Source organism: Burkholderia sp. Ap-955 (genome assembly GCF_011753045.1).
GTDB classification, from domain to species: Bacteria; Pseudomonadota; Gammaproteobacteria; order Burkholderiales; family Burkholderiaceae; genus Burkholderia; species Burkholderia lata_D.
Genome location: NZ_VWWH01000110.1, coordinates 1 through 19165 on the forward strand (window position 1 = coordinate 1; position 19165 = coordinate 19165).

Genomic DNA, 19165 nt, shown 5'->3' on the forward strand with positions numbered 1-19165 from the left:
TCGCGCTCACCGCGACGGCCTGAGCGTCCCGCGCCTCGCGCAAAGCCGGCGTTTGGCTTATCGTGTCGGACAGCGCGCGCCAGTATTGGCGCGCGGTCCTTCCGCGCCGTTTTTCCGTTTGCCTTCTCCATGCGCCGACTTCCGCCCCTGCACGCGCTGCAGATCTTCTCGACGGTGGCTCGCCACCGCAGCTTCACGCGCGCGGCCGAGCAGCTGTGCATCACGCAGGGTGCGGTAAGCCGGCAGATCCAGACGCTCGAGGCGCATTACGGTTTTCCGCTGTTCAAGCGGCATGCGAAGGGCCTCACGCTGACGGCGGAGGGCGAGCAGTTGCTGCCGGTGGTCAACGAGAGCTTCGCGCGGATCGAAGACATTTCGATGAGGCTCACGCGGCAGCGCACTGATCTCGCGCTGAAGGTGCCGACCTGCGTGATGCGCTGGATGCTGCCGCGCATCATGCGCTTCCAGGGCGAGCATCCCGATCTCCACGTGCAGATCACGACCGCGTGGCAGCACGTCGTCGATTTCTCGACCGAGCCGTTCGATGCGGCGGTCGTCTACGGCACGTCGCCGGGCGCCGGCGTGTTCGCGCTGCCGCTGTTCGACGAACGGCTGACGCCCGTCTGCGCGCCCGAATTGCGGCAGACGTCGCCGCTCGACGCGATCGGCGATCTTGCCCGTCATACGCTGCTGCATCCGACCCGCGATCATCGCGACTGGCGCGCGTGGCTCGAACATGCGGGCGAGCGCAGTGTCGATCCCGCGCGCGGGCCGACGTTCGACACGCTCGACCTCGCGACGAATGCGGCGATGCAGGGCTTCGGTGTCGCGATCGGCGACGTGACGCTCGTCGACGACGACGTCAGCGCGCGCCGGCTCGAACGGCCGTTCGACATCGTGCTCGAGACGGGCGCGCGCTACTTCTTCGTCTATCCGGAGAACCTCGGCAACCAGCAGAAGATCCGCGCGTTCAGCGACTGGATCGCGCGCCATCGCGATTGACCGGCGACGCGCGTGCGTGCGCCGGCGAACGGCTTTACTGGTACGTGACGACGGCGATCATCGGTGCCTGGTTGTTGCCCGGACGGTTCGGTAAAACGATTGCGCGCGAAGCCTGAGTAAAGGTCGTGGTCTTGATGGCCTGCTGGCTCGCGGCATCGACGAACGCGATCTGGCCGGTGGCCGGGCGCGGGCAGTCGGGGCGCACACCCGCATGCGCTATGTCGGCCGCGTCGAGTGCGAACGAGCACGGCGGTTCGACGATCATGCCGGTGAAGTGGATGATGCCGGACGCGCCGGCGGCGAAGGACGAGGACATGCCCAGAAGCGAGGCAGCCAGGACGAACGAGGCGGCGAACACGCGATGCTTCATGACAGGCTCCAGAGAGGAAGCGCGTCGCAGCGGGGCCGCTCGGGTGGCAGTCCGTCAACGCTGCGATGCTAAGTGCGTAAACGGCAAATCCATCTGTTCCCTTGAATGAAAAAATCGCAATTTTTGGATAAAAGCAAATGACGCGGCAATGCTGAATTCAATGTATGCCGGATTTGCGAGATAACAAGTTCGGGTAAAGCCGGTGTAGTAAGCTCAACGGAAATGCGCTTGTCCAACGCGGGTCGTCATAGCAGGTCGTTGCGGGATCAACGAATTGATGCGTGGATGAAGCGATGCACGGGCGAATGGCCATGCGCCAAAAGAAAACGGCCGCTCGTGAATGAGCGGCCGTTTTTACACGGAGCGGCGTGACGGTGCGGTCAGCCCGCGCGCTTGCGCACCGCGCCCACGATCACGAGCAGCACGATCGCGCCGATGATCGATGCGATCCAGCCTGCACCCTGGCCCGGCGCATACCAGCCCGCGGCGCGGCCGACGTAACCTGCGACGAGCGAGCCGATGACGCCGAGCGCGATGGTCATCAGGATGCCCATCTTGTCGTCGCCGGGCTTGAGCGCGCGGGCGAGGAGGCCGACGATGAGCCCGACCACCAGGGTTTCGATGAGTTGCAGCATGAACGCCTCCCTATTGCTGTTGAGTGGTTGACGAAACGAAGTTGACCCGTGCGGCGCACAAGGGTTCCATGCGCCGCAGGGCGGCGCGTGGCGTGCCGAGTATCGCACGCCGGCACGGCGCGCAGATGTCAGGCCGCCGGCGCGCCCGCCACCGGGTCGAGACGGCGATAGCCTTCGGTCGCGTTCAGCAGCGTGCGCGTGTAGTCGCGCGCCACCTGCCCGGCGCGCACGTCCTCGATTCGGAGCTGCTCGACGATCTCGCCATGCTGCATCACAGCGACGCGCTGGCACAGGAAGCCGATCACCGCGAGGTTGTGGCTGACGAGGATCATCGTCAGATTGCGTTCACGATGCAGGCGGCGCAGCAGGTTCAGGATTTCGGCCTGCACCGACACGTCGAGCGCGGACGTCGGCTCGTCGAGCAGCAGCACGCGCGGCTCGACGATCAGCGCGCGCGCGATCGCGACGCGCTGGCGCTGGCCGCCCGACAGCTGGTGCGGATAGCGGAACCGGAACGCGGGGCCGAGGCCGACCTCGGACAGCGCGCGGGCGATGCGCGCATCGGTGTCGCCCATGCCATGGATCGACAGCGGCTCGCGCAGCGTCTGGTCGACCGTGAAGCGCGGATGCAGCGACGCATACGGATCCTGGAACACCATCTGCACGTGACGGCGAAAGGCGCGATCGGATGTGCCGCCCACCAGCCGGCCGTCGATCGACAGGCTGCCGGACGCGAGCGGCACGAGCCCCGTCAGCGCGCGCAGCAGCGTCGACTTGCCGGAACCCGATTCGCCGACGAGCCCGAACACCTCGCCGTCGCGCACCGCGAAGCTCGCGTCGCGCACGGCGTCGACGTGACCCGTGCGGGTCGGGAAACGGATCGATGCGTGATCGACGTCGATCATCGTGCGGCCTCCTGTCGATCGGCGGGCGTGCCGGCGTGCGGTGCGGGCCCGAGCCACGCCGGATCGCGCCGCAGCACGGGCAGTTCGTCCGGCGGGTTCGCAAGCGGCGGGTTCGCCGCGAGCAGCCCGCGCGTATAGGGATGGGATGCGTCGCGCAGGTCGCGCGCGGCGCAGGTTTCGACCACGCGGCCCGCGTACATCACCGCGACGCGATCGCAGAACGACATCACGAGCGGCAGGTCGTGGCTGATGAACATCAGGCCCGTGTCATGCCGCGCGATCATTGCGTCGAGCACGGCGAGCACCTGCATCGACACGGCGACGTCGAGCGCGGAAGTCGGCTCGTCGGCGATCAGCAGGCGCGGGCCGGTCGACACCATCATCGCGATCATCACGCGCTGGCCCATGCCGCCCGACAGCTCGTGCGGATACGCATCGGCGACGCGTGCGGGGTCGCGGATCTGCACGGCCGCGAGCGCGTCGACGATCCGTTCGCGCAGCGCGCGGCCGCGCAGGCCCGGCTCGTGCAGCCGGAACGCTTCGCCCATCTGCTTCGCGACCGTCATTACCGGGTTCAGCGAATATTTCGGGTCCTGCAGGATCATGCCCATCTGGCTGCCGCACAGCCGCCGGCGTTCGCCCGGCGGCATCGCGAGCAGGTCGTGGCCCGCGAAGCGCATCGTGCGTGCCGACCAGCGCGCGGCGTCGGGCAGCAGGCCGAGCAGCGCGCGGCCTGTCAGCGACTTGCCGGAGCCCGATTCGCCGACGATGCCGAGCCGCTCGCCGGGCGCGAGGGTCAACGACAGGTCGCGCACGGCATCGGTGACGGTGCCGTCGTGCCCGCGAAAGCCGATTTTCAGGCCGTCGATCTCGCAGAGCGGCGCGGGCGAGGGGGCGGAGTTCAGTGGCATGTCACGCTCCATGACGCGGATCGAAGACGTCGCGCAGCCCGTCGCCGAGCAGGTTGAACGCGAGGCTCACGAGCAGGATCGCCGCGCCGGGCAGCGTGGCGACCCACCACGCGTCGAGCAGCACGTTGCGGCCCGACGCGACCATGAAGCCCCACTCGGGGCTCGGCGGCTGCGCGCCGAGGCCGAGGAAGCCGAGGCCCGCGACGGTCAGGATGATGCCGGCCATGTCGAGCGTCGCGCGCACGATCACCGACGACATGCACAGCGGCATGACGTAGCGCAGCAGGATGCGCGGGCCGGACGCGCCCTGCAGGCGCGCGGCGTGGATGAAGTCGGCCTGCGCGATGCGGATCGTCTCCGCACGCGCGAGCCGCGCATAGGCGGGCCACGCGGTGATCGAGATCGCGACGACCGCGTTGATCACGCCCGGCCCGAGCGCGGCGGCGAACGCGAGTGCGAGCACGATCTTCGGGAACGCGAGCGCGATGTCGGTGATGCGCATCAGCACGCTGTCGACGAAGCCGCCGCAATAGCCGGCCGTCGTGCCGATCAGGAGGCCGATCGGCACGACGATCACGACGACGAGGATGGCGATGCCGAGCGTGAGGCGCGAACCGGCGATCAACCGCGAAAGGATATCGCGGCCGAGCTGGTCGGTGCCGAGCCAGTGCGACGGCGAGCCGGGCGGCAGCAGCCGGTCGGACAGCACCTGGCGCAGCGGATCGTGCGGCATGATCAGCGGGCCGACGATCGCGACGACGATCAGCGCGACGAGAATCGCGAGCCCGAACAGGTTGAGCGGATTCGCGGCGAAACGACGCCAGCGTCGGTACGCGAGGCCGAGTGCGGCCTGCGAGCGCGACGCGGGGGCGTCGGAGAGAAGCCACGCGCGCAGCGTGAGGCGCTCGGCGTTCATGAATGGACGACCTTCGGCATGGGCGATGAAAGAAGCGGAGTGGAAGCGGTCATGTAGTGGCGGCCCTCAGCGCGCACGCGGATCGAACACGCGGTACAGCGCGTCGGTCAGCAGGTTGACGGTGATGAACATCGCGCCGATCACGAGCGTTGCGCCGAGCACCGCGTTCATGTCGGCGTTCAGCAACGCGCCGGTCAGGTACGAGCCGAGCCCCGGCCACGCGAACACGATCTCGGTCAGCACCGAGCCTTCGAGCAGGTTGCTGTACGTGAGCGCGATCACGGTGAGCAGCGGCACCATGATGTTGCCGAACGCGTGCCGCCAGATCACGCGTCGTTCCGACAACCCCTTCGCACGTGCGGTGACGATGTATTCCTGGCTCAGCTGGTCGAGCATGAACGAGCGCGTCATGCGGCTCAGGTAGGCCACGGAGTAGTAGCCGAGGATCGCGGCCGGCAGCGCGATGTGCGACACCGCGTTGCGGAACACGTCCCACTCGCCCGCGAGCGCCGCGTCGATCAGCAGGCTGCCCGTGCGCGTGTCGACCATCCCGTCGTACACGGGATCGAGCCGGCCGGGCCCGCCGACCCAGTGCAGCCGCGCGTAGAACAGCAGCAGCCCCATCAGCCCGAGCCAGAACAGCGGCACCGAATTGCCGATCAGCCCGACGAAGCGCGCGATGTGGTCGATCGGCCGGTTGTGCTTCACGGCGGCCGCGACGCCGAGCGGCACGCCGATCGCGATGCCGATCAGCGTCGCGATCGTCGCCAGTTCGAGCGTGGCCGGGAACACGCGCTTGATGTCGTCGAGCACCGGGTTCGCGGTCAGCAGCGACATGCCGAGATTGCCGTGCAGCACGTCGCGCGCATAGATCAGGAATTGCGTGACGAGCGGCTTGTCGAGCCCGAGCGCGATGCGCTCGGCCGCGTACGCCTCGGCCGATGCGCGATCGCCAAGGATCGCGAGCACGGGATCGATCGGCACCTTGCGACCGATCACGAACGTCAGCGCGAGTAGCCCCGCGAACGTGACGGCGAGCGTGAGCGCCCAGCGCAGCACGCGCAGGGCCCAGCGCACGGCCGGGCGCCGCGCGGGCAGCGTGCGCAGTGCTTCGAGGGAGGAGGCGGGAGTCGACATGCGGCGAATCTTATTGCTTCTTCAGGTTGCGGTACGACACGAGATCGTTGATCGGCCCGACTTCGAGCCCGCTCACGCCGGGCCGCGTCGCGACCTGCGCGACTTTCTCGAACATGATCACGAACGGCGAGCGCGCGAGCATTTCCTTCTGCATCGCCTGGTACCGTTGCGCGCGTTTCGCGGTGGTCGGTTCGGCGAGCGCGGTGTCGGTTTCCTTCGTCAGTTGCGGGATGTCCCAGCTGTTGCGCCAGGCCAGCATTTTATAGCTCGACTTGTCGGAATTGTCCGGGTTCCATGCAAAACCCTGCGCGTTGCTGTGCGGGTCGATGTAGTCGGCCGACCATTCGCCGATGTAGATGTCGTGCTGGCGCGCACGGTATTTCGCGAGCGTCTGCTTGTTGTCGCCGGGGATCAGCTGCACCTTGATGCCGGCTTGCGCGAAGTTCGCCTGCACGGCCTGCGCGATCTCCGTGTACGGATAGTCGTTGCGCACGTCCATCGTCACCGAGAAGCCGTTCGGCACGCCGGCCTTCGCGAGCAGTGCCTTCGCCTTCGCGACGTCGAGCTTGTACGGATTCGCGTTCAGCGTGCCGAGGAAGCCTTCGGGCAGGAAGGTCTGGTGCACCTTGTAGGTCGTCTTCACCACGTTGCCCTGGATGCCCGCATAGTCGACCAGCCACTTCAGCGCTTCCTGGACCTCCGGTTTCGCGAGCGTCGGGTTCTTCGTGTTCAGGCCGAGATACAGCAGCGTCGCCTGCGGCGAGGCCGACACCTTCGCCTTGCCGGATTTCACGACCGACGCCAGATCGTCGGGGCTCAGGTCGCGCGCCGCGTCTACATCGCCGTTTTCCAGCAGCAGGCGCTGGCTGGCGGCTTCGGGCACGTGGCGCAGCACGATGCGCTTCATCGCGAGCGGCAACCGGTAGCCGTCGAAGCGCTGCAGCACGACGCTGTCGCCGGCCGTCCATTTCGCGAGCTTGTAGCCGCCGGAGCCGGCTTCGTTGGTCTTCAGCCATGCGTTGCCGAAGTCGTTGCCCTGCTGGTGCGACAGCAGCAGCTTCTTGTCGACCACCGATGCGGGCCACGAGCCGAGCACGTTCAGCACGAAGGTCGGTGCGTACTTCTGGTCGGTCGTGACCGATACCGTGAGGTCGTCGAGCTTCTTCACATTGGCGACGACGTTCGCCTTCGTGAGCCCGATGCCGGTCAGCACGGCGGCCGGGCCCTTGTCGAGCAGCACCGCGCGCTGGATCGACCAGGCGACGTCGTCGGCCGTCAGCGGGTTGCCTGAGTGGAACTTGAGGCCGGGGCGCAGCTTGAAGGTATAGGTCAGCCCGTCGGTGCTCACCGTCCACGACTGCGCGACGTCGCCGTTGAATTTCGACGGATCGCGCAGATCGACGCGCACGAGCCGGTCGTACGTGTTCGCGACGTATTCCTCCGGCACCAGCTCGTAGATCTCGCCCGGGTCCAGCGTCGTGAATTCGTCGAGCAGCGTGGCCATCACGAACATGTCCTTCGGCGTTTCCGCGCGCGCGGCGGAAAGCGGAACGGCGGCGAGAACGGACGCGGCGGCCAGCGCCGCGACGAGCCGGGATGTCAGCAATTTCATGTGCGCTCCATCTGTCGTTGAGATCGTTGAAGTCGTCGAACGTGAACGGTGAAGGGGAATGCGTCGGGCCATCACATCAGGTGCCACGGGCCGCTGTCGGCATTGTCGATCTGCGGCAGCGCGCGCGAGCCCGGTAATTCGTAGTGCCACCACTCGCTGTCGATGTGCACGAAGCCGGCCGCGTGCATCACGCCGAGCAGCAGCAGGCGGTTACGCTGCACGACTGCCGGCAGCCCCGCATGGAAGTGGCCCGACTCGGCGACCATCTCGTCGAAGCCGGTACCCATGTCGAGCGGCTCGCCGTCCGCGCCGACGAGCGTCAGGTCGAGCGCGGTGCCGCGGCTGTGATTCGAGCCGCGGCCGAGATCGGCGATGAAGTTCGGATCGGGCAGGAAATCCCACAGCACCTGCTGCGCCTGCGGAGGCCGGTACGCGTCGTAGATGCGCAGCGTGAAGCCGACTTGCGCCGCGATGTTCACCGCGCGGCGCAGTGCGGCTTCGGCCGGCTCCAGCAGTAGACAGTGCGCGCTGCGGTAGATCGGCTTGCCGGTCAGGTTGCGGTCGGTCGCGTAGACGAGATCGATGTCGACGCGATGCGTGGCGGACGTGATTTCAACGAGGCGGTGAGCGTTCATCGGCGGTTTGGAGGGCACTCGCATTCAGGATTCGAATTGATCGAACGTGTGCTGCAGTTCGCGGTTGCGCGCGACGCGCCGGTCGATCGCCGGACCGAGGCGGTCGACCACGGCCGTGATCAGCAGGTTGAACAGGCAAGTGAGCGGCGCGAGCGAATCCCAGAACTGGCCGACGTCGGTCTTCACCTGCAGCAGGTCGGCCGGCCAGTCGCGCGCCCACGGGCACGAGAGATCGGTGACCAGCGCGAACGGTTGCCCGCGCTCGGCGGCCGCCTGGCAATAGCGGCGCGCGCTGCGCGAATACGCGCGTGTATCGGTGACGATGCAGTACGGCCGCTCGAATTCGGAGTTCAGCGAATCGACGTACGAGCCCGACTGGCCGTCCGAATAGAACACGCGCGGGCGCAGGTATTCGAGGTAGCTGCTGAACGCGTTGCTGATCCCGCGCGTCGACTGGATGCCGAGGATGAACACGGCGTCCGCATGCGCGATCCGGTCGGCCACCTGCGCGAACACCGGGCCTTCGGCGAGCCGGTACACGTGGCGGATCGCGTCGAGCTCGCGCTCGAGCGACGACGCGAGCGGACCCTCGCGGCGGTTGCCGTCGGGTTCGGCCGGTTGCGTGCCGGTGGCGCGTCGGTATTCGTCGAGCCGGTCGGTGATCATCCACGGGCGGTCGCCGCCGCCGCGCAGCTCGCGTTTCAGGTCGTCGAGGTTGCGATAGCCGACGCTTCGCAGAAAGCGCCCGACCGAGATGCCGCTGGTGCCGGCCTGCTGCGCGATCTGGTCGGCCGTCTCGAGCCCGAGCCGGTCGAGGTTCGCGAGCATGTAGCTCGCGATGCGCTTGGCCGTCGGCGTCAGCTCGGCATAGCGGGATTCGACGGTACGGGCAAACGCGCAGGTCATCGGCTGTTAGATCGTTGTCGTCTGATGAGTGAATGTCATCCATCTAACAAAGCCAAAATCATCCGCGCCAGCGGATAAAAACTATGGTGTGAGGATAGGTGATAGGGGCGAAAGGGGACGGTGGCGGGGAGGGCAAATGTCCGTTTCCGCTCCATTCGATCAGTTATCCAAATCGAATGGGTGGCATGACAACCATGCCCGGTCGCATTTCCACCTTCACCTGGCACGACCGATTCATCGGCATCGGCCGCCTGCACCCCGCACCTCATCGCGCCTCAATCATTACAAAATTAAAGCGGATCAGATTAACTCATTAATTCAGGTTAATAATTCATTTAATTTTTAGAGGAATATGGATTTAACTTGCGTCACGGGATGTTCGATTTTCGATAATCCGAAAAACGGCATGTGTTCCGTAATGAAAATTCACTCAATCGCAGGCATGAAGAGGAAATCATGACGAATCTTTCTCGACGCAAGATGCTGGCGGGAACGGCCGGCGCCATTGCCGCGGCGGGTATCGCCGTATCGGCCAAGGCTGCCTCGTTCGGTAATCCTGACCGCCCGCCGGAAGGCGCGGTGAATGCGCGCAACCGCCAGAGCCTGACCGACCCGGGGCCCAAAAACCCGGCAATCGCAAATCAATTCCCGTCCTTTCAGGATCCGCCGGCCACCGATATCAACGGCATGCCGTTATTCTGGGCCTCGTTCAATAATGCCCATAAGCGCATTCAAAATGGCGGATGGGCACGCGAAGTCACGCAGGACGATTTTGCGATTTCCGAAACCATTTCCGGCGTCAACATGCGCCTCACACGCGGCGGCATTCGCGAGATGCACTGGCACCAGCAGGCCGAGTGGGCCATCATGCTCGACGGCCGCTGCCGGATCACGGTGCTCGACGAACTCGGCCGGCCATCGGTGCAGGACGTGAAGACCGGCGATCTCTGGTATTTCCCGCCCGGCCTGCCGCATTCGCTGCAGGGCCTCGGCACCGACGGCGCCGAATTCCTGCTCGCGTTCGATAACGGCCGCGCGTCCGAATTCAACACGCTGCTGCTGACCGACTGGGTCGCGCACACGCCGCCCGACGTGCTGGCGCTCAACTTCGGCGTGTCGGCCGACGCGTTCAAGAACATTCCGCTCGACAACCTGTGGATCTTCCAGGGCGACGAACTGGGCCCGCTCGCGGAAGCGCAGCGCGCGTCGGCGTCGTCGGCCGGGGCGCCGCCGCATCCGTTCATCTTTTCGCTCGGCGACATGAAGCCGGTCAGGAAGACTCGCGGCGGCGAAGTGCGGATCGCGGACAGCACGAACTTCAACGTGTCGACCACGGTCGCAGCGGCGCTCGTCACCGTGCATCCGGGCGGCATGCGCGAGCTGCACTGGCACCCGAACGCGGACGAATGGCAGTACTACCTGCAGGGCGAGGCACGGATGACCGTGTTCGACACGGGGCCGAAGGCGCAGACGGCCGACTTCCGCGCGGGCGACGTCGGCTACGTGAAGAAGAGCCTCGGGCACTACGTGCAGAACACCGGCAGCACCGATCTGGTGTTCCTCGAGATCTTCAAGACCGACCGCTATGCGGAAGTGTCGCTGTCCGACTGGCTCGCACATACGCCGCCGCAGCTCGTCGAAGCACACCTGAACGTCGCGCCGGACGTGATCGCGCAGTTTCCGCGCAACCGTCCCGACGTCGTGCCGCTGTAACGCCGCCGCCTCGGCCGGCAGGCGGCATGCCGGCCAAGGCGCCCGAACTTCAGGAAGCCTTCCTCATTCGAACGGAACCTCACCATGATTCCCGTCACGAGCAAACCTGCCGGCGGCTTCGCGCTGCCGGACCTGTCGACCGCGCACACCAACGGCGCGGCGCGCGCCGCGCTGGAAGGGCGACGCACCGGTGTCGCCGCGCTGCTGCCGTTCGTCGGCCCCGCCGTGATCGCGTCGATCGGCTACATGGATCCTGGCAACTTCGCGACCAACATCCAGGCCGGCGCCGCGTACGGCTACCGGCTGCTGTGGGTCGTGCTGGCCGCGAACGCGATCGCGATGCTGTTCCAGGCGATGTCTGCGAAGCTGGGCATCGTGACCGGCCGCAATCTCGCGGAGCTGTGCCGCGACCGCTTTCCCGCGCCGGTCGTGTGGGGGATGTGGGTCGCGTCCGAGGTCGCCGCGATGGCGACCGACCTCGCCGAATTCCTCGGCGGCGCGCTCGCATTCGGGCTGTTGTGCCACCTGTCGCTGTTCGCGGGGATGATCGCGACGGCGCTCGCGACCTGCGCGATCCTCGCGCTCGAAAAGCGCGGCTTCCGGCCGCTGGAAGCCGCGATCGCGACGCTGGTCGGCGTGATCGGCGCGTGCTATCTCGGCGAACTGCTGATCGCGCCGCAAGATTGGCATGCGGCCGCGTTCCACCTGGTCGTCCCGCAGATTCCGGACCACGCGGCGCTGACGATCGCGGTCGGGATCATCGGCGCGACGATCATGCCGCACACGCTGTATCTGCATTCGGGCCTCACGCAGGATCGCAATGCGCCGCGCGACGACGCGGAGCGCCGGCGGCTCGTGCGTTTCTCGAACCGCGAGGTCGTCGTCGCGCTCGGGCTGGCCGGGTTCGTGAATCTCGCGATGGTGATGATGGCGTCGTCGGCATTTCACGCGAGCGCGCCGGGCATGACCGACATCGGCGACGCGTATCACACGCTGATCCCGGTGCTCGGGCCGGCGGCCGGCGCGCTGTTTCTCGTCGCGCTGCTGACGGCGGGCGTGTCGAGTTCGGTGGTCGGCACGATGGCCGGGCAGGTCGTGATGCAGGGCTTCATCCACCGCCGCATGCCGGTCTGGGTGCGGCGCGCGGTGACGGTCGTGCCCGCGTTCGCGGTGGTCGCGCTCGGCTGCGACGTCACACGTGCGATGGTCGCGAGCCAGGTCGTGCTGAGTTTCGTGCTGCCGCTGCCGATGATCGCGCTGCTGTTGCTGTCGGCGCGCGCGGACGTGATGGGTGCCTACGCGATGCGGCTGCCGCTGCGGATCGTCGCGGGGGCGGCGACGGTCGTGATCGTCGGGTTGAATGCGTACCTGGTGTGGGCGGCCTTCAACTGAACGGCAGCGGGCCGGCAGCCTACTGCTGCATGTCCGGCGCCTCGCGAAGCCGCCAGATGTTGTCCCACAGCCATTGGAACACGGCCTGGTACACGCCGGCCGTGGTCATGTCATGCAGCACGATCTTCTTGCGTGCCAGCGGGCCGAAGCGGTTCAGTTCGGCGAGCGTCTGCTCGTACGTATGCGTGGTGTCGATGAACAGCAGGTCGGATGCCAGCGGCTCCATCGCCAGATCGTCGGCGATCCCGCATTCGAAGTCGATCGACAGGTCTTGCGCGGCCTGCTCCAGTTCGTGCCAGATGCGGAAGTGCTCGTCGGAGATGTCGACCGACACGCGAAGCGACTTCGGTGGTGGGCGCCATCGCCAGGACCCGCCGGCCCCCACGGCGCCGGCCGTTGTAGATCACCGGCCGTCGCCCGGCACAGCGCGGGCGCGTCGGTCGCGGCGATTACCCGCGCGCCGGCAGGGCCGGCCGCGCGGGCAGCCCCGATTACTTCGCGAGCGTGCGGTATGACACGAGGTCGTTGATCGGCCCGATTTCCGGACCTGTCGCACCGGGGCGCGTGGCAACCTGCACGACCTTCTCGAACATGATGATGAACGGCGAGTTCGCGAGCACGGCCTGCTGCAGCGCTTCGTAACGCTGCGCGCGCTTCGCGGGCGACGGCTCGACGAGTGCGGCCTCGGTGTCCTTCGTCAGTTGCGGAATGTCCCAGCTGTTGCGCCACGCGAGCATCTTCGTCGGCGACTGGTCGGAGTTGTCCGGATTCCACGCGAAGCCGCGCGCATTGCTGTTCGGATCCATGTAGTCGGGCGACCACTCGCCGACGAAGATGTCGTGCTGGCGCGCGCGATACTTGCCGATCGCCTGCTTCGCATCGCCCGGAATCAGCTTCACGCGGATGCCGCCCTGCGCGAAGTTCGCCTGCAGCGCCTGCGCGATCTCGAGGTACGGATAGTCGTTCGGCATGTCCATCGTCACGTCGAAGCCGTTCGGCAAGCCGGCCTTGGCGAGCAGCGCCTTCGCCTTCGCGACGTCCTGCTTGTACGGCCGCGCGTTCGACGCGCCGAGGAAGCCTTCGGGCAGGAAGGTTTCATGCACCTTGTAGGTCGTGCTGACGATGTTGCGCTGGATGCCGTCGTAGTCGACGAGCCATTTCATCGCCTGCTGCACCTCGGGCTTCGCGAGGTTCGGGTTCTTCGTGTTCAGGCTCAGGTACAGCAGCGCGGACACCGGCCACGACGTGACCTTGATCTTGCCGGCCTTCGTCAGCGCGGCAAGGCTGTCGGGGCTCAGGTTGCGCGCGGCGTCGGCATCGCCGTTCTCCAGCAGCAGCCGTTGCGCGGATGCTTCGGGCACGTGGCGCAGCACGACGCGCTTCATCGGGTACGGCGTGCGGTATTTCTCGAAGCGCTGCAGCACGATGGTCTCGTTGGGCGTCCACTTGACGAGCTGGTACGGGCCCGAGCCCGCGTCGTTGGTCCGCAGCCAGGCGCTGCCGAAATCGTTGCCCTGCTGATGCGACAGCAGCAGCTTCTTGTCGAAGACCGATGCCGGGCACGCGCTCAAGACGTTGAGCACGAAGCTCGGTGCGTACTTGCGGTCGGTTTCGAGCACGACGGTCTGCGGATCGACCACGCGCACCTTCTGCATCACGTTCGCCTTCGTGAGGCCGAGATCGGCGAGCACGCCGGCCGGCCCCTTGTCGAGCAGGATGGTGCGCTGCAGCGACCACGCGACGTCGTCGGCGGTCACCGGGTTGCCGGAATGGAACGTGAGGCCGGGGCGCAGCTTGAACGTGTACGTCACGCCGTCGGCGCCGACCGTCCACGATTGCGCGATCTGCCCGTCGAAGCGCGTCGGGTCCTTCAGGTCGACGCGCACCAGGCGTTCGTAGGTGTTCGCGACGTATTCGGACGGCACCAGCTCGTAGATCCCGCTCGGGTCGAGGGTCGTGAATTCGCCGAGCTGCGTGGCGACGACGAAGATGCCGGGCGGCGTGGCTGCCTGCGCCGGCAATGCCGGAACAAGCGCGACGAGCGCGGCGCTGACGAACAGGCGGGACAGCAGGTGCTTCATGCGGGCTCCGTTGAAAGGGAATCGTGGGTGCGATTCTCTCATCGACGGCTGCCCGGATGAAAATATTCGGCGTGCGCGCCGGCGGGGTGGCGCGCAGCCGCGAGCCGGGCGGGCGCCCGGCATCGGCAGGTTTAGATCAGATCGCGCAGCGCGCGACCGCGAAGCGCATCGCTTCCTCGGCCGGCTCGTTGCCCGAGCCGCGCACGACCTTGATGACCGAACCGTTGCCCGACGGCGTCAGCGTGACGAAGTACGAGTTCGAGCCGACGGAGATATCGGTCACGCCGTTGTGCTGCGATTGCTCGGTGCCCGACAGGCGGCTGTCGAGGCAGTTGGCGACCGCGTAGGCCGGACGTTGCGACGACACGTAGATCATCGGCGCTGCACCGGAGGCGGAGCCCGAGTCGGACGAGGGAGCGGAACCGCAGGCGGCGAGCAGGGCGGCGGGAAGGAGCAGCAGGAATCGTTTCATGGTGGGTCGTCGTGTGTCTCGTATCGAGGCTGGGGCGCGGGGTAGGCGAAACGCGAAGCTTCGCGACGAAACCGCCCGGAATCGGGCCGTTTTTGACGGACGACGATGCGACAGGCGGCTGACGACGGAGTATACCCGCAGCGTTTGACGGCGTTGGGGCGTTGAAACGATTCGATACAACAAGCACCCGCCACCGCATCGCGGCAGCGGGCGTTTCAGGTGATGGCGAATGGGCACTTGCCGGTGTTGTCGATCTTATTGGCCGATCTGATGGCTGACCGCATTTTCCTGCTGGTTCAGCACGTGCTTTTCGCTCTTCGTGATGTGGCTGTGATCCTGCGCAGCCATGTCCCGCTCTTCCCGGCGGATCTTGCGGTCGTCACGGTGCAGGCGCGCGGCCTGGGCGTGCGACATGTCGCCTTCCTTCACTTCGTGATGGATCCGCCGATTCTGGTTGGCGAGGCGCTGGTTGACCGCTTCGCGGCGCGGATGCGCCTGTTGCCACGGCGTGTCGGCGAACGCGGTGCCGGTCAGCACCGACATCAGGGTCGCGGCAATCGCGAGATGGCGGGTAAGGGCTCGCATGGTGCTTTCTCCTGTCGTTGCGCTCCGGATCGTGGGCGCTTGTCCAAAAAACGCGGAGCGGGCACCGGCTGTTGACGTTTCGGCCTGTATCGATTGCAAGTCTTTATTACGTCGGCGCGTTGCGGTGCGGGCCCAGGCGCGTGCAGTACGGGGCCCGTCGCGCATGCGGATCAATGCGCGCCGGCCGCCGCCGCATCGGCATCGCCGCCGCCCGAGCGCACCGGTTTCGTGATCCAGATGAGCGGAATGATCGCGATGAAGATGATCGCCGACACATAGAAGATGTCGTTCAGCCCCATCACGGCCGACTGCGAATCGACCGACGCGTTGAAGAACGCGAGCGCCGAATCGGAACTCAGGTGCAGCATCGAACGCGTCGTGTCGACCTGCTGCGTGAAGACCGGGTTGGTGACGCTCGCCTGTTCGGTGAGCCGCACGTGATGCAGGATCGTGCGGTCGTTCCATGCGTTGCTGATCAGCGACGTGCCCACCGCGCCGCAGAACGTGCGGCCGAAATTCGACAGGCCGGCGGCGGCCGGGATCTTCTCCGGCGGCAGCCCGGACAGGATGATCGACGTCAGCGGCACGAAGAACATCGCCATCGGGATGCCCTGCAGCAGCGTCGGCAAAATGAGATCCCAGCGCGACACGTCGGTGTAGAAGGTCGTGCGCATCATGAACACGACCGCGAAGCCGACGAACGCGAGCGTGGCGATGTAGCGCGGATCGGTGCGCGGCAGCAGGCGCCCCATGACCGGCGTGAGCAGGATCGCGAACACGCCGAGCGGTGCGGTGGCGAGCCCGGAATCGACCGCGCGATAGCCGAGATAGCCCTGCATCCACTGCGGCAGCAACACCAGCGTGCCGAAGAACATCCCGTACGCGACCGAGATCGCGATCGTGCCGCCCGCGAAATTGCGCTGCGTGAACAGCCGCAGGTCGACGATCGGGTTCGCCTCGTGAAGCTCCCATACGAGGAAGAACGCGAAGCCGATCAGCGCGAGGATGCCGAGCGCGACCACGACGGGCGAGTTGAACCAGTCGAGATCCTTGCCCTTGTCGAGCATGATCTGCAGCGAGGCGACCCACAGCACGAGCAGCAACAGGCCGATCGTATCGATCGGCATGCGTTTCGTGGCCGATTCACGGTCGCGGAACACGATCCACGTGACGGCGGCAGCGAAGAAGCCGACCGGGATGTTGATGTAGAAGATCCACGACCAGTTGTAGTCGTAGGTGATCCAGCCGCCGAGCGACGGCCCCGCGATCGGGCCGACGAGCGCCGTCATCGACCACAGCGCCAGCGCGCTCGACGATTTCTGCCGCGGCCACGCGCCGAGCAGCAGCGCCTGCGACAGCGGCGCGAGCGGCCCGGCGACCGCGCCTTGCAGGATCCGTGCGGCGAGCAGCGTCGGCAGGTTCGGTGCGATCCCGCACAGCCACGACGCGAACACGAACAGCAGGATCGACGTGACGAACAGGCGCACCTGGCCGAAGCGCTGCGTGAGCCAGCCGGTCAACGGAATCGACACCGCGTTCGCGGCCGCGAAGATCGTGATCACCCACGTGCCTTCGTCGACCGACACGCCGAGGTCGCCCGAGATCGTCGGAATGGCGACGTTCGCGATCGACGAGTCGAGCACGTTCATGAACATCGCGAGCGATACCGCGATCGTGCCGATCGCGAGGCGGCCGCCCGATAGCGGGGCTGTAGTTGACGGAGAGGACATGGGTTTCCTGCGTAAGGAGCGTGAGAGGCGGAACGGATGCGGCCCGTTGCGGCGGGCACGCGCGGCCGCGCACGCGCGCGCGAAAGCGACGCACGGACGGCGCGGCTGCTGAACGGAAGGAAGCAGGGCGCGCGACGCGGCCCGGTGGAGGGAGCCGACGCGTGAGACGTGCTGCTCGATCGAATGCACGAAGCCGTGGCGGGCTTCGGGAGGCGGAATGCTGCCGGTCAGGAAGGCGGGACGCGCGTGACGCGCCTGCGGGCAGCGGTCAGGCGGCTGCCGTCGCGTGTGGAATGGTTTTGCATCGCGACAGGCTAACGATGTGGCGAGCCGCCATCAACACGTGCGGGCTCATTAATCGATTTCGCTTGCTGCAATAATCGCCGGGCGAACCGTGCCGATTACGGTGCGGTGCGCCAATCGTCGAACACTTCCGCGAGGAATTCGACGAACGCGCGCACCTTGCTGTCGAGCGTCGCGCGCCGCGGATACAGCACGTGCAGCTCGACGTCGTCGGTCCGGTGCCAGTCGGGCAGCACGATTTCGAGCTCGTTCCGCTCGAGCCGGCGGGCCGTGTAGTGCGTCGAGACCAGCGCGATGCCGCCGCCGCTCGCGGCCTGGCGCAGCACCGTCACCGATTCGTTGGTGATCAGCACCGGCCGCACCGGCACGTCGGCCACGTCGCCGGCCGCATTGGTGAGCCGCAGCGTCAGGCCGGGCGCGTCGCGGCCGACGAGCAGCAGGTCGTGCTGCGCGAGATCCTGCGGCGTGGCGGGCCGGCCGACGCGGTCGAGATACGCGGGGCTCGCGGCGAGCTTCGCCTGCGACCAGCCGAGCGAGCGCGCGATGTAGCTGGAGTCGGTCAGCACGCCCGCCCGCAGCGCCACGTCGAAGCCGTGCTCGACCAGATCGAGCGGGTTGTTGTCGTAGATCAGCACGAGCTGGACCAGTGGGTAGCGCCGCCGAAATTCGGCCAGCGCCGGCTCCAGCTCGAACAGGCCGATCGAGTAGGGCACCAGCACGCGCAGCATGCCCTCCGGCGCCGTGCGCAGCGCGCGGGCCTGACGGTCGGCGTCGAGCAGGATGTCCTCGGCGCGCAGGCAGCGCTCGTAGTAGTCGCGTCCGGCCTCGGTGACGGATACGCGGCGTGTGGTGCGGTACAGCAGCTGGACGCCGAGATCGTCCTCGAGCTGCTTGACCTTGCGGCTCACGCGGCTGAGCGGCATGTCGAGGTGCGTGGCGGCTGCGGTGAAGTTGCCGCGCTCGACCACGCGCAGGAATATCCGGATGCTTTCGAAGTCCATACGGGGTGCTTCAGTGTTCGACCTGCGCGCATCTTACCTTTGCTGGCCGGATCGTTTCATGACGCAGCGATTATCCCGCCCGGTGCAATAACGCATCCCGTCCGCGCCTCTTAGTGGCGGCGGCGCGCCCCCGTATGCTCGCCGCATGAAAATCGCCTTGCCCCATCTACCGCCGCTCGCGGCCGTGCGCACTGCGCTGCGCGACGCCCGGCCGACGCTGCCGCCCGGCGCCCTCGGCTTCGCATTGCGCAACACGGCCGCGTCGCTCCTCGCGCTCTACATCGCCTTCCGGATGAATCTCGACGACCCGAAATGGGCCGCATCGACGGTATGGATCGTCGCGCAGGGCAGCCGCGGGATGGGTTTGTCGAAGAGCCAGTACCGGATTCTCGGCACCGCGATCGGCGCGGCCGTCGCGCTCGTGCTGACCGGGGCCTTTGCGCAGACCCCCGAACTGTTCCTGCCGGCGCTCGCTGCGTGGATCGGCCTGTGCGCGGGCGTCGCGACCTTCCTGCGCAATTTCCGCGCATATGCGGCGGTGCTCGCGGGCTATACGGCGGCGATCATCGCGATGGACGCCGTTTCCGCGCCGCTGCACGCATTCGACATCGCGATCGCGCGCTTCCTGTACGTCGTGGTCGGCATCCTGTGCGGCGCGGCGTTCGAGACGGTGTTCGCACCCGGTTCGCCGCTGCGCGACGTGCGCAAGCGGTTCGCGAGCTATCTGCAGCGCGCGGTCGCCGTCGGCGCGGGCGCGCTGCGTCGCGAGCCGAACGGCGCGGCCGTGCACCGGCTGTTCGCAGACGCGCTCGAACTCGACACGGCGGCCGAATACGCGGCCGCCGGCGCGCCGCCGGTG

The 19165-nt window shown here is 67.0% G+C and carries 19 protein-coding genes; 4 read left to right on the plus strand and 15 right to left on the minus strand.

Going from position 1 to position 19165, the window contains the following annotated elements; translation table 11 throughout:
- The first annotated feature begins 129 nt into the window (after window positions 1–129).
- Window positions 130–1002 carry a LysR substrate-binding domain-containing protein gene (locus F3J15_RS32955; protein ID WP_166896416.1) on the plus strand — a complete coding sequence of 291 codons (873 nt, stop codon included), beginning with the start codon at window positions 130–132 and terminating at the stop codon, window positions 1000–1002.
- A 34-nt stretch (window positions 1003–1036) separates the two neighbouring features.
- On the opposite strand, the gene F3J15_RS32960 is transcribed toward F3J15_RS32955, so the two are convergent.
- The 9 genes from F3J15_RS32960 to F3J15_RS33000 all read right to left on the minus strand — a co-directional run bounded on the left by F3J15_RS32960 (window position 1037) and on the right by F3J15_RS33000 (window position 9029).
- On the minus strand, window positions 1037–1372 hold the full coding sequence (locus tag F3J15_RS32960) for a type 1 fimbrial protein (protein ID WP_166896418.1): 336 nt from the start codon (window positions 1370–1372) through the stop codon (window positions 1037–1039).
- Window positions 1373–1752: 380 nt separating this feature from the next.
- Window positions 1753–2007: a GlsB/YeaQ/YmgE family stress response membrane protein gene (locus F3J15_RS32965; protein WP_069251838.1), complete on the minus strand. Its 255-nt coding sequence runs from the start codon at window positions 2005–2007 to the stop codon at window positions 1753–1755.
- A 128-nt stretch (window positions 2008–2135) separates the two neighbouring features.
- Window positions 2136–2912, minus strand: coding sequence for an ABC transporter ATP-binding protein (locus tag F3J15_RS32970; protein ID WP_166896420.1), 777 nt, complete (start codon window positions 2910–2912; stop codon window positions 2136–2138).
- Entirely contained in the window at window positions 2909–3823 is a 915-nt protein-coding gene (locus F3J15_RS32975; RefSeq protein ID WP_166896422.1) for an ABC transporter ATP-binding protein, read from the minus strand. Before F3J15_RS32975 ends, F3J15_RS32970 begins: the two co-directional genes overlap by 4 nt.
- A 1-nt stretch (window position 3824) precedes the next feature.
- Window positions 3825–4739: a nickel transporter permease gene (nikC, locus tag F3J15_RS32980; RefSeq protein ID WP_166896424.1), complete on the minus strand. Its 915-nt coding sequence runs from the start codon at window positions 4737–4739 to the stop codon at window positions 3825–3827.
- A gap of 66 nt (window positions 4740–4805) precedes the next feature.
- A complete protein-coding gene (locus F3J15_RS32985; RefSeq protein WP_166896426.1) occupies window positions 4806–5876 on the minus strand; it encodes an ABC transporter permease in 1071 nt (356 codons plus the stop codon).
- Between the two features lie 10 nt (window positions 5877–5886).
- Entirely contained in the window at window positions 5887–7488 is a 1602-nt protein-coding gene (locus tag F3J15_RS32990; protein ID WP_166896429.1) for an ABC transporter substrate-binding protein, read from the minus strand.
- A 71-nt stretch (window positions 7489–7559) separates the two neighbouring features.
- The gene (gene ddpX / locus F3J15_RS32995) at window positions 7560–8123 is read right to left on the minus strand and encodes a D-alanyl-D-alanine dipeptidase (RefSeq protein WP_166896431.1); all 564 of its coding nucleotides are present in this window, start codon (window positions 8121–8123) and stop codon (window positions 7560–7562) included.
- A gap of 24 nt (window positions 8124–8147) precedes the next feature.
- Window positions 8148–9029, minus strand: coding sequence for a MurR/RpiR family transcriptional regulator (locus F3J15_RS33000; RefSeq protein WP_166896433.1), 882 nt, complete (start codon window positions 9027–9029; stop codon window positions 8148–8150).
- A 456-nt stretch (window positions 9030–9485) separates the two neighbouring features.
- Here F3J15_RS33000 and F3J15_RS33005 point away from each other — a divergent pair, with 456 nt between their 5' ends.
- Together F3J15_RS33005 and F3J15_RS33010 are read left to right on the plus strand one after the other, a co-directional pair.
- Window positions 9486–10742 (plus strand): oxalate decarboxylase family bicupin, encoded by a 1257-nt coding sequence (locus tag F3J15_RS33005; RefSeq protein WP_166896435.1) that lies wholly within the window; start codon window positions 9486–9488, stop codon window positions 10740–10742.
- 84 nt (window positions 10743–10826) lie between these two features.
- Window positions 10827–12134, plus strand: a complete 1308-nt coding sequence (locus F3J15_RS33010) for an Nramp family divalent metal transporter (RefSeq protein ID WP_166896437.1) — start codon at window positions 10827–10829, stop codon at window positions 12132–12134.
- Window positions 12135–12153: 19 nt separating this feature from the next.
- Here the strand turns inward: F3J15_RS33010 and F3J15_RS33015 are convergent, their stop codons facing one another.
- From F3J15_RS33015 to F3J15_RS33040, 6 genes are all read right to left on the minus strand, one after another.
- A complete protein-coding gene (locus F3J15_RS33015) occupies window positions 12154–12468 on the minus strand; it encodes a class I SAM-dependent methyltransferase (RefSeq protein ID WP_166896439.1) in 315 nt (104 codons plus the stop codon).
- A 157-nt stretch (window positions 12469–12625) separates the two neighbouring features.
- Window positions 12626–14215 (minus strand): ABC transporter substrate-binding protein, encoded by a 1590-nt coding sequence (locus F3J15_RS33020; RefSeq protein WP_166896441.1) that lies wholly within the window; start codon window positions 14213–14215, stop codon window positions 12626–12628.
- 136 nt (window positions 14216–14351) lie between these two features.
- A complete protein-coding gene (locus F3J15_RS33025; RefSeq protein ID WP_089447886.1) occupies window positions 14352–14687 on the minus strand; it encodes a sugar ABC transporter ATPase in 336 nt (111 codons plus the stop codon).
- A gap of 255 nt (window positions 14688–14942) precedes the next feature.
- Window positions 14943–15272, minus strand: coding sequence for a hypothetical protein (locus F3J15_RS33030; protein WP_089447885.1), 330 nt, complete (start codon window positions 15270–15272; stop codon window positions 14943–14945).
- A gap of 170 nt (window positions 15273–15442) precedes the next feature.
- The gene (locus F3J15_RS33035) at window positions 15443–17002 is read right to left on the minus strand and encodes a DHA2 family efflux MFS transporter permease subunit (RefSeq protein ID WP_166896443.1); all 1560 of its coding nucleotides are present in this window, start codon (window positions 17000–17002) and stop codon (window positions 15443–15445) included.
- Between the two features lie 401 nt (window positions 17003–17403).
- Window positions 17404–18306 carry a LysR family transcriptional regulator gene (locus F3J15_RS33040; protein WP_069251819.1) on the minus strand — a complete coding sequence of 301 codons (903 nt, stop codon included), beginning with the start codon at window positions 18304–18306 and terminating at the stop codon, window positions 17404–17406.
- 145 nt (window positions 18307–18451) lie between these two features.
- On the opposite strand from F3J15_RS33040, the gene F3J15_RS33045 reads away from it, so the two are divergent.
- Window positions 18452–19165 (plus strand): FUSC family protein (locus F3J15_RS33045; protein WP_166896445.1); only part of this gene is annotated, 714 nt, incomplete at its 3' end.

Coding starts and splice junctions, on each gene's coding strand:
- F3J15_RS33020 (WP_166896441.1), bottom strand. CDS start 14,215: ATGAAGCACCTGCTGTCCCGCCTGTTCGTCAGCGCCGCGCTCGTCGCG.
- F3J15_RS32965 (WP_069251838.1), bottom strand. CDS start 2,007: ATGCTGCAACTCATCGAAACCCTGGTGGTCGGGCTCATCGTCGGCCTC.
- F3J15_RS33025 (WP_089447886.1), bottom strand. CDS start 14,687: ATGAAACGATTCCTGCTGCTCCTTCCCGCCGCCCTGCTCGCCGCCTGC.
- F3J15_RS32960 (WP_166896418.1), bottom strand. CDS start 1,372: ATGAAGCATCGCGTGTTCGCCGCCTCGTTCGTCCTGGCTGCCTCGCTT.
- F3J15_RS32970 (WP_166896420.1), bottom strand. CDS start 2,912: ATGATCGACGTCGATCACGCATCGATCCGTTTCCCGACCCGCACGGGT.
- F3J15_RS32955 (WP_166896416.1), top strand. CDS start 130: ATGCGCCGACTTCCGCCCCTGCACGCGCTGCAGATCTTCTCGACGGTG.
- F3J15_RS33010 (WP_166896437.1), top strand. CDS start 10,827: ATGATTCCCGTCACGAGCAAACCTGCCGGCGGCTTCGCGCTGCCGGAC.
- F3J15_RS33005 (WP_166896435.1), top strand. CDS start 9,486: ATGACGAATCTTTCTCGACGCAAGATGCTGGCGGGAACGGCCGGCGCC.
- F3J15_RS33035 (WP_166896443.1), bottom strand. CDS start 17,002: ATGTCCTCTCCGTCAACTACAGCCCCGCTATCGGGCGGCCGCCTCGCG.
- F3J15_RS33000 (WP_166896433.1), bottom strand. CDS start 9,029: ATGACCTGCGCGTTTGCCCGTACCGTCGAATCCCGCTATGCCGAGCTG.
- F3J15_RS32975 (WP_166896422.1), bottom strand. CDS start 3,823: ATGCCACTGAACTCCGCCCCCTCGCCCGCGCCGCTCTGCGAGATCGAC.
- F3J15_RS32985 (WP_166896426.1), bottom strand. CDS start 5,876: ATGTCGACTCCCGCCTCCTCCCTCGAAGCACTGCGCACGCTGCCCGCG.
- nikC (WP_166896424.1), bottom strand. CDS start 4,739: ATGAACGCCGAGCGCCTCACGCTGCGCGCGTGGCTTCTCTCCGACGCC.
- F3J15_RS32990 (WP_166896429.1), bottom strand. CDS start 7,488: ATGAAATTGCTGACATCCCGGCTCGTCGCGGCGCTGGCCGCCGCGTCC.
- ddpX (WP_166896431.1), bottom strand. CDS start 8,123: ATGAACGCTCACCGCCTCGTTGAAATCACGTCCGCCACGCATCGCGTC.
- F3J15_RS33040 (WP_069251819.1), bottom strand. CDS start 18,306: ATGGACTTCGAAAGCATCCGGATATTCCTGCGCGTGGTCGAGCGCGGC.
- F3J15_RS33030 (WP_089447885.1), bottom strand. CDS start 15,272: ATGCGAGCCCTTACCCGCCATCTCGCGATTGCCGCGACCCTGATGTCG.